Raw genomic sequence first — 7,679 nt, forward strand, 5'->3', positions numbered from 1 at the left:
TCTTACAGCACTTATCCGTAACTTTTACAAGGCCATTATTCAAAGACTTGACGTAAAGAAGTTCGGACTCAATGTAACAAGTCGCATAAAAGCGTTTGTCTTCAGGTTTATCTCTGTACCAGCCAAGTGGATCAAGACATCAAGGCGGTATGTGCTGAATATCTATACCTGTAATTATGCTTACGCAGATGTTTTCCAGACTGATTTTGGATAGTGCCTACAACTTATGGGAATGATATTGTGTATTGCCTCAAGTCACATTGTGGGGTAAGGGGATATTGTAGGCAGAAGTGGGTGCTTCAAGTTCAAATTATCTGCAAATTCAGTAATGAGAGGACGTGTAAACGCAATAAGAACCTTCAAGGGCTTAGTTGCGGATTTGAGGGAAATATCAATAAACCAGGGTAACCTGCCATAAAGTAAATGGTACATCATAACTCCTACTGAATATAAATCAGTTTGTACAGAGTATACGCCGGAGAATCGTTCAGGTGCGAGATAAAATGGATTCAATTCATCCAAGTTTGGCTTACTTATCGCTTGTCCCAAGTATCGAGTATGTCCAAAATCTATCAACTTCAAGTCTTTCAAATCACCAGCGAGATTCAGCAAAATGTTTTGTATTGTTACTTCATTGTGAATGATGGGGACCTGCTGTGAGTGTAGATACGATAAAGCAAACAAGACAGCCCTTGCAATCGTCTTTATCTCATATACACTGAGATTGCTATCACGGATGATGCGCTCAGATAAAGTCTCACCACTTACAAACTCCGTTACAAGCCAAGCATATTGATGACCGCCTATCATCATATTACCTGAATCAACATACTGACAAAGGTTATGATGAGTCAATTGCTTGGCAATCTCAACTTCCGTTATTTGTCCATTATCATCTATTTGCTGATGATGGAGTTTGGAATAATTGATGAGTTTCAAAAAACGAGTCTTACCATTTGCATCTTTCACGCGATAGGTTTCCGCATAAGAACCTTGCTTATGCGGAAACACTACTACATATGTCCCTATTTTATCGTTCTTTTTGAAATGCATAATGACTGAAGTTAATGATGTCGTTTGTTACCTCCAAACAGAAAGCCAAGACAACTCCAAACTGTAAAAATCCACCAGAAAATATTATACGCTGTACTATATTCATTCGCTTTATAGATAGCATCCCCAAGCCAACTGCGTATCAAGTTCGGAATGAAGAAAAGTCCATGCCAAATACCAGAATACCACGTATAATACTTGTCTGGATTGATGTCGCAAAGCAGCCAACCGGCAAAATAAGAAATGATGCAAAATAATAAAATTCTTATCATATTCTATTTCAATAATCCACCTGCATTCGCTGCCTCATCTTGCGGCATAAGTTCAATCAATTCTGCTGCAATCTGCTGCAATCCCTCTGTTGTAGGGTTGTTACTAATTTGCTCCATTCCACGATTTACAAGTTGGCGGGCACGCGACGAGTCTTTCCAGCGTATAGTGCCAAAGCGATCGTTGCAAGACCGAATAAGTCCCATGCACTGGTAAACCATGGTAAGTTGGAAGAATAGTCTATTGATTTGTTCTAATAGTTCACGACCAACTTGTACGTTCTTTGCACGTATAGTCTCATCTGTCTGGGTGCGGAGTTGATTAACCAATTGTGCAGAGTTATCATTTCCCAGATCGTTCTGTGCCTTTTCAAGCCTGTCGAACTCTTCACGTAACTCTTGCTCCACACGCTGCCATTCTGTATTTGCATCAAGTTGCTCAATCTTTCTAAGTAACTCTCGTAGATGATTTAATACCTCTTTCTTCTCTGTTGTGTTTTCATTGTCTGTACGGATAGAAGCAAGTTCTTCCTTCAAGCTGTCTACATTGATTCCACTATCAGACAAGGTTTTAAGGCTGTCCTCTGCTTCTGTAAATCCTTTCTTTATTTCTGTACTGGCATCAAGCATGGTATGCTTCTTGCTTGTATCAAGCTCTTTTTCTACAGTAGTATCTGTAGACAAGAAATGAACTTCAAGTTTCATTTGTTCGGAAGAATCGACTTTAAGTGTTACATCCACCAAACTATTCTCCGTAATGAGTGTATCAACATCATCGCCAGTGATAACAACATCTGCTACATGTTCATAGAGTGATGCAGACTTGCCTTCAGCTTCGGTAAAGTCATCTACTTGGTAAATTGGAATGGTTAGCATATCACTCTCTAAACCAGGACGAAGTTGGTTCGAAGTTTTCAAATCATTTACCACACCAGTGGCAGGCAATGGCTTGTTCTTCTCCAATCCCTTTGCCATACGGAATACACCACGTCTTTTGTCTTCATTCCATGTGGCAATACCAATATTATAGGGCAATGGTGCAGCTCCAACTACAGAACCTTGAATAATGGTAATTTCTGAAGGAAAGCAAGGGAGGGTATTTCCTTTATCATCATAACAGAAAACATTGAACGAGTTAGCTTTTCCTTCTAATAGATTTACTTCCAGCACATCACCATTTGAATCAATTTCCACTTTTCCACTTGACCATGCCTTATCTCCTCTAACAAGCTCAACGAAAACTTTGCTCAAAGGTGAGTCGGCAGTCAAACGAACTGGTATATACTCTGTCATTTCAACAGTTGTAGATTCATAATTCACATCGAGTTTGATAGTTCCCACTTGAATGTCCTCGTCCGTAATCTCCGCATCCATTGTAGAAGCATAGAGTGCCGCTCCTGTTGCAACAGCAGTCATAGGGTCGATACTTGTATCAACATTAGGCGTAACTTGTTCTTTCAGCATCTGTCGGATGAGAGGGCTATGTGTTGGACCACCCACAAGAATAAGTTTGCTGATTTGTGATCCGTCAATGTTATTGCGCTTTACAAGGTTCTTGCAGATGTCTACTGCTTTTTGGAAGTAAGGGTGCATTACATCAAAGACCTGTGCCTGAGTTAAGGTTAAGTCAAGTTCTATTTCTTCTCCTTCCTCATCTTCTCCGAGATCGCCAAGATTGGAAATAATATCCTCATGATCTTTAAATGAAAGTTGATTTTTTGCATCTTCTGCGTATGTTTTCATAGCATCGCGAAGTACCTCCTTTTTTTCTGGATCTTGCAAGTAACTATCTACTGCATAATTTTTCTGAAGATACGGTATAAGCAAGTTATCCACAATAGCATAATCAAGGTTCTTACCGCCAAGATAATTGTCTCCCTCAGTGTCAAAAACTTGCATGATTCCATCTTCTACTTTCAACAAGGCAGCATCAAAAGTTCCGCCTCCAAAGTCGAAGACCATCCAAAGTCCATGCTTTTCCTCTGCAGTAACACCATATGCCATAGCTGCTGCAATAGGCTCCTGAAGTAGCTCACAATGTTTGAAGCCTGCCAGCTTCGCGGCTTCCATTGTTGCAGTTTTTTGGTTCACCGTGAACTTTGCTGGCACGGTAATGACAACAGAACCAAATGTTTCATCCGTAACGAATGACTTTAAAGTTTTCAGTACCTCTGCCGATAGTTCCTCTGATGAGAAATCTTTATTCAAATTAGTACATGAATATTTTGTATCTGTCGCCATTGTGCGTTTAAACTCCACATATGTATTGGAGGCTCCCTTATGCCACGACTTTGTAGCACGGCGTTTATCTTGCTTCATCGTATTGTAGGCACTATCGCCAGCCTTTATAGAGCCTTTCTTGTTTACAGAAATGCAGGAAGGCATAGTGTCTTTTAATACGTCAGTCTTTATTACAATTGGTTCTCCTTTTTCCATGCGGCTGATGGCGGAATTGGTTGTTCCGAGATCTATGCCATAATCAATTTTGTTTCTTGCCATGATGTTAATATCTTAGATGTTTTGACTTACGGTTATCTGAGCAGCTTGTATCATTTGCCCATTGTAGTTGATTTGCGGTTTGGTAATGCCTGTAATGATTTGCTTTCCTTCTTCTAATTCTTCATCAACAACAAAGTTGGCAGTTACTTTCATGCCCTCGTTGTATGGTTTCCCTAACATATCGATGATTTCATAGCCATTGGCTTTAAAGTTATCTTTGATGCGTTCCACGGCTTTTGCCAATTGCTTGTATCCCTTTATTGAAGAGTCCATACGTGACATATTGAGTTCTATTCTGACAATTTCGTCTGCCACCTTCAAGGCAAGCGAATGGTCAGGCTTATCAGTTCCGACAACCTTTGGCGTTGCGGATATTTGCTTGTCAAACATTTCCAGCAGTTTATCATCCAGTTTCACAGACTCTTCTTGCATCTTTGTCTGTGCCAACTGTAAGGCTTCTTGTGCTTTGCGTACTTCATCGATAGAGGTGTTACCCAACTTGATGCGCTTAGTAAGCTGGTATGCCACACCTATTATAAAAATAAGCAACGCTACAGCCATGATGCCTATCCAAAGCGTTCGGCATCGTAGCATATCTTGGTTCGTCTGAACATTGCTGTTGGTCTTATTGATTTCCCCACTGATATTTTTTCGGTCGGCTGCTTGGGTGTTGGCTAATTGTTTGCACGCATTCTGCAAACTATCAATCACCTTTGTTAGTCTGGTATTCGCATTGCTAAGCGATTGGATTTTATGCTCGCCATTTCTTTGCTTGTCTACCAGCCTATTCAAATGATTTTCCACATTACCTTGCTTGTTCTGCAAGAGAGTGAACTTATCTTCTAAAACTTTAATTTTATCGGCATCATTCGCCAACTTCGCACTCGTTAGCAGGCAACCCATGGTAACAAGCAGGATTATTGTAAATATTTTATTCATAGTTATGATTTGACAACATCTAATAAAAACCTTATTCCTTTATATATCCAATAACCAATACATAGGGGAAATAAAATTATTATTCCCCAACATCCGGAACTAGCCAGCCAGCCCCCATAACTTTCTGTATCTTCCCCTTTGTCTATTAATATATATATCCAAGATATAGCCCCTATACCTATACTCCAGTAAAATATAGTTTTATCAAAATATCCACTTTCATCTGCAATATAATAACCTATGATTACACAAATAATATGAAGGAATAGTACAGCTTGCCAATATGATGCTCTCTTAGAAGAAAATCGATGAATCAGCCCTCTTTCTTCACACATTTGTTTCAGTATTTCTCGGTTCTTTTTATATGTTTTTTCTTTAAACGAAACTTCTAAATCAAACGTGTCCATAAAAAGAGTTAACTCCCATGCACTCTTCAGAATGTCATTATTATTACTAGCATTTACCTCTGCTATAGCATTACTGAGAGCATTCCCTACTACCTGTGAGGATATTTTGAGGTAATAACCATTTGATACGCCGAGTTTACGTTTAATAGCTTGTAAATGTGGTCTGGTATTATTAAGCAAAGTTACAGCATGACAAATTTTGTCAGGGAGTAAACAGTACTTACGCAATTCCTCGTGAATAGCCCTATCCTCTGAATACACCTCAGATGGTGGCAAGTTGTCTATAATCTTTTGAAGAATATCAACATTCTCCTTGCATCTGTCTTTTGCCATCTGCCCGACTACAATCTTCAGAGCATATTTCTGTAGCTTCATGGCTTTGTGGGCAGCATCAGCATCATCAGATTCATTGTAATAGTCAATACCACATTGCAAAATTTCAAGTCCCAGCTTGTCTGCAATCATCTGGTATTGCAAGTCCGTTTTGGGTAGAAGACTCATTAACTGCTGCAAAGTGGCTTTTGTACTTTTCATAAGTACTTCGCCTGCTTCCAACCTTGCCTGAGAACCTTTTCCTCTTGATTTCTTCGCAATGGCAATAGCATTTTGTATGGTGTCGATTAATGGATTGATAGCCTTCCCACTAATATGTTTTTTCCAGATACTATTTTCGATATGCGGAAGTATTTTCTGTACATCAATTTCTTCACATAGAGCATCAAGGAATGTGAAAGGTAGGTCTGTTACATCTACATTTCCACCGGTGCCAATCACTGCTGACACAAATTGATTGACATATTCCATATTGGCATACAATGTCTCTGTGCACGATAGGGCTTGTTTGTAGTCATCGCACATCAAGGCGCATACAATGCGGTTTTGTAGCGATGAAAGAGTTTCTTTCTTTTGCCAAATTTCTTCCGCCTTGCTGCGTTCGCCTGCTATGAGGTGATTAAAAGCTATATCGTCTAATGGAGTTGCCTTGATAAACCAAAACAGCGCATAGAACATTTGGTCTTTGGGTAATGCGAGTTTAGCATCAGCATCGGCTACCAAAGTATCAGTCCTATTGATAGGTTGTAGGTATTGGGGTAAATCTAAGGAAAAAGATACAGACTTGCCTACTTTCAGAAATGCTTTCATCCGATTGTGATTAGCCAGTCGTTCTTTGGTCGGAGAATTAGTGTAAACTCCGAGTAGTCGGTAAGGATTGTTCTTTAAAACATTCATTCTAATTTCGCTCACAAACACAGCCAACAGACTCCCTTTGTTGACGAAATTCATCCTCGTAATCTATACATATAAAAAAGCGTGGAGCCAGTTCTGTCACTCGCTTCACGAATTGAGGCTCTCGCATTGCCCGACAAATCGAAACGAGCAACGCCGAAAGCCCCACGCCAGTGTAAATATATAGTATGCCCTCTTAACAACAACCGAAAAATCGATTGAAGACATTGAGAACGTATATAATACACCCCATGAAGCGTTCTTTGTTGCTTTGTTCTTGACTTGTCGATGAATTTGCGAGATTCCAATTCGTCAAAACCAAAGCGTACAAAAACGCCTTTTATCAATATGTATGTATACCCCACCTTTGCCCATTGGGGCTTTCGGTATGGGTAATACGCAACAAAGATACGAAAAGTATTTTATATTTTTTTATTTAATTGATAAAAAAATACTTACTATTGTAATTTACCTATTTGATCGTTTATATTTCGGGTATTTCCTGAAAATAACTGCATAGGAAATCTTATTTAAACATGTGTTGATTGCCACAAAGAGTGGAAAAGTTGTATGTAGTCATTTCGTAGTTGCAAGAAATACTAAGTAATGACTACATTACAATTCTTTTCTCTTTCACCGCTTTACCACTTAGTGTAGTTATGTAGTAAGATATAATCGGTGAAAGAAAAAGGAAATCAATACTAATTATCAGTTATCCGCGTTACCTATCAGGAATATTAGTGTTATCACGAATGCTGGTTTCTGCAATTTCTGACAAATATACTTTCGGAACAAATGTGCTTCTGTGCAGTCCACTGAAAAGACAGGGCAATGATGACAGGAAGCGGATAGAGCGGAGCATAACCTTTTAGTTGTTCGTTTGCATAAATATCTTCCTCACCTGCAACCCTCTCATCGAGATGTAGGTTGGAGGATTTTATTATCGTTTGAAGTCTATGGTTAAGTTTGCCCCACGTTACACCGAAGAACCTCACAAGTTCACTCTCTGTCATGGCTATCCCTCCGTTTCCCTTGCGAATGACCTGCATATTGCAGCCCCAATCAAAATAGCTACGATGATTCTCCGTGCTAGTCATTGTCCTTTGTTTATAGTTCGTATTCATGCCGTTTCTTCCATTTTACAGATTGATGTATCCAAAAGTTCAAAAGCCTCTCTCTCCATAGTTTCTTTATCTTTTGCCGATTGTTTGGCAATAAGCCTGTCCATATCCTCCGAAATCTTGTTGTCCGTTACCTGCGCATAAATCTGCGTGCTTGATATGGA

4 protein-coding genes and 5 pseudogenes are annotated in these 7,679 nt (G+C 39.4%); 2 read left to right on the forward strand and 7 right to left on the reverse strand.

Annotation, left to right across the window (positions count from 1 at the left end; translation table 11 throughout):
• Positions 1 to 214, forward strand: a pseudogene (locus tag HMPREF9969_RS00025) (IS1380 family transposase); the annotation flags it as partial.
• A gap of 12 nt (positions 215 to 226) precedes the next feature.
• Positions 227 to 418, forward strand: a pseudogene (locus HMPREF9969_RS13085) (hypothetical protein).
• A gap of 32 nt (positions 419 to 450) precedes the next feature.
• On the opposite strand, the pseudogene HMPREF9969_RS00030 reads toward HMPREF9969_RS13085, so the two are convergent.
• The 7 genes and pseudogenes from HMPREF9969_RS00030 to HMPREF9969_RS12325 all read right to left on the reverse strand — a co-directional run.
• A pseudogene (locus HMPREF9969_RS00030) lies at positions 451 to 1,053 on the reverse strand (serine/threonine protein kinase); the annotation flags it as partial.
• An 11-nt stretch (positions 1,054 to 1,064) separates the two neighbouring features.
• Entirely contained in the window at positions 1,065 to 1,325 is a 261-nt protein-coding gene (locus HMPREF9969_RS12725) for a hypothetical protein (RefSeq protein ID WP_156787923.1), read from the reverse strand.
• A 3-nt stretch (positions 1,326 to 1,328) separates the two neighbouring features.
• Positions 1,329 to 3,821: an Hsp70 family protein gene (locus tag HMPREF9969_RS00035; RefSeq protein ID WP_009433834.1), complete on the reverse strand. Its 2,493-nt coding sequence runs from the start codon at positions 3,819 to 3,821 to the stop codon at positions 1,329 to 1,331.
• 12 nt (positions 3,822 to 3,833) lie between these two features.
• Positions 3,834 to 4,760, reverse strand: coding sequence for a hypothetical protein (locus HMPREF9969_RS00040; protein WP_232212626.1), 927 nt, complete (start codon positions 4,758 to 4,760; stop codon positions 3,834 to 3,836).
• 2 nt (positions 4,761 to 4,762) lie between these two features.
• Positions 4,763 to 6,451 carry a hypothetical protein gene (locus HMPREF9969_RS00045; RefSeq protein ID WP_009433835.1) on the reverse strand — a complete coding sequence of 563 codons (1,689 nt, stop codon included), beginning with the start codon at positions 6,449 to 6,451 and terminating at the stop codon, positions 4,763 to 4,765.
• Positions 6,452 to 7,102: 651 nt separating this feature from the next.
• Positions 7,103 to 7,518 (reverse strand): annotated as a pseudogene (locus HMPREF9969_RS00050) (hypothetical protein).
• A pseudogene (locus HMPREF9969_RS12325) lies at positions 7,515 to 7,679 on the reverse strand (site-specific recombinase); the annotation flags it as partial. The pseudogenes HMPREF9969_RS12325 and HMPREF9969_RS00050, both read right to left, overlap by 4 nt.

It is taken from the genome of Prevotella sp. oral taxon 306 str. F0472 (assembly GCF_000257925.1).
Lineage (GTDB): Bacteria > Bacteroidota > Bacteroidia > Bacteroidales > Bacteroidaceae > Prevotella > Prevotella vespertina.

Coding starts and splice junctions, on each gene's coding strand:
- HMPREF9969_RS00045 (WP_009433835.1), bottom strand. CDS start 6,451: ATGAATTTCGTCAACAAAGGGAGTCTGTTGGCTGTGTTTGTGAGCGAA.
- HMPREF9969_RS00035 (WP_009433834.1), bottom strand. CDS start 3,821: ATGGCAAGAAACAAAATTGATTATGGCATAGATCTCGGAACAACCAAT.
- HMPREF9969_RS00040 (WP_232212626.1), bottom strand. CDS start 4,760: ATGAATAAAATATTTACAATAATCCTGCTTGTTACCATGGGTTGCCTG.
- HMPREF9969_RS12725 (WP_156787923.1), bottom strand. CDS start 1,325: ATGATAAGAATTTTATTATTTTGCATCATTTCTTATTTTGCCGGTTGG.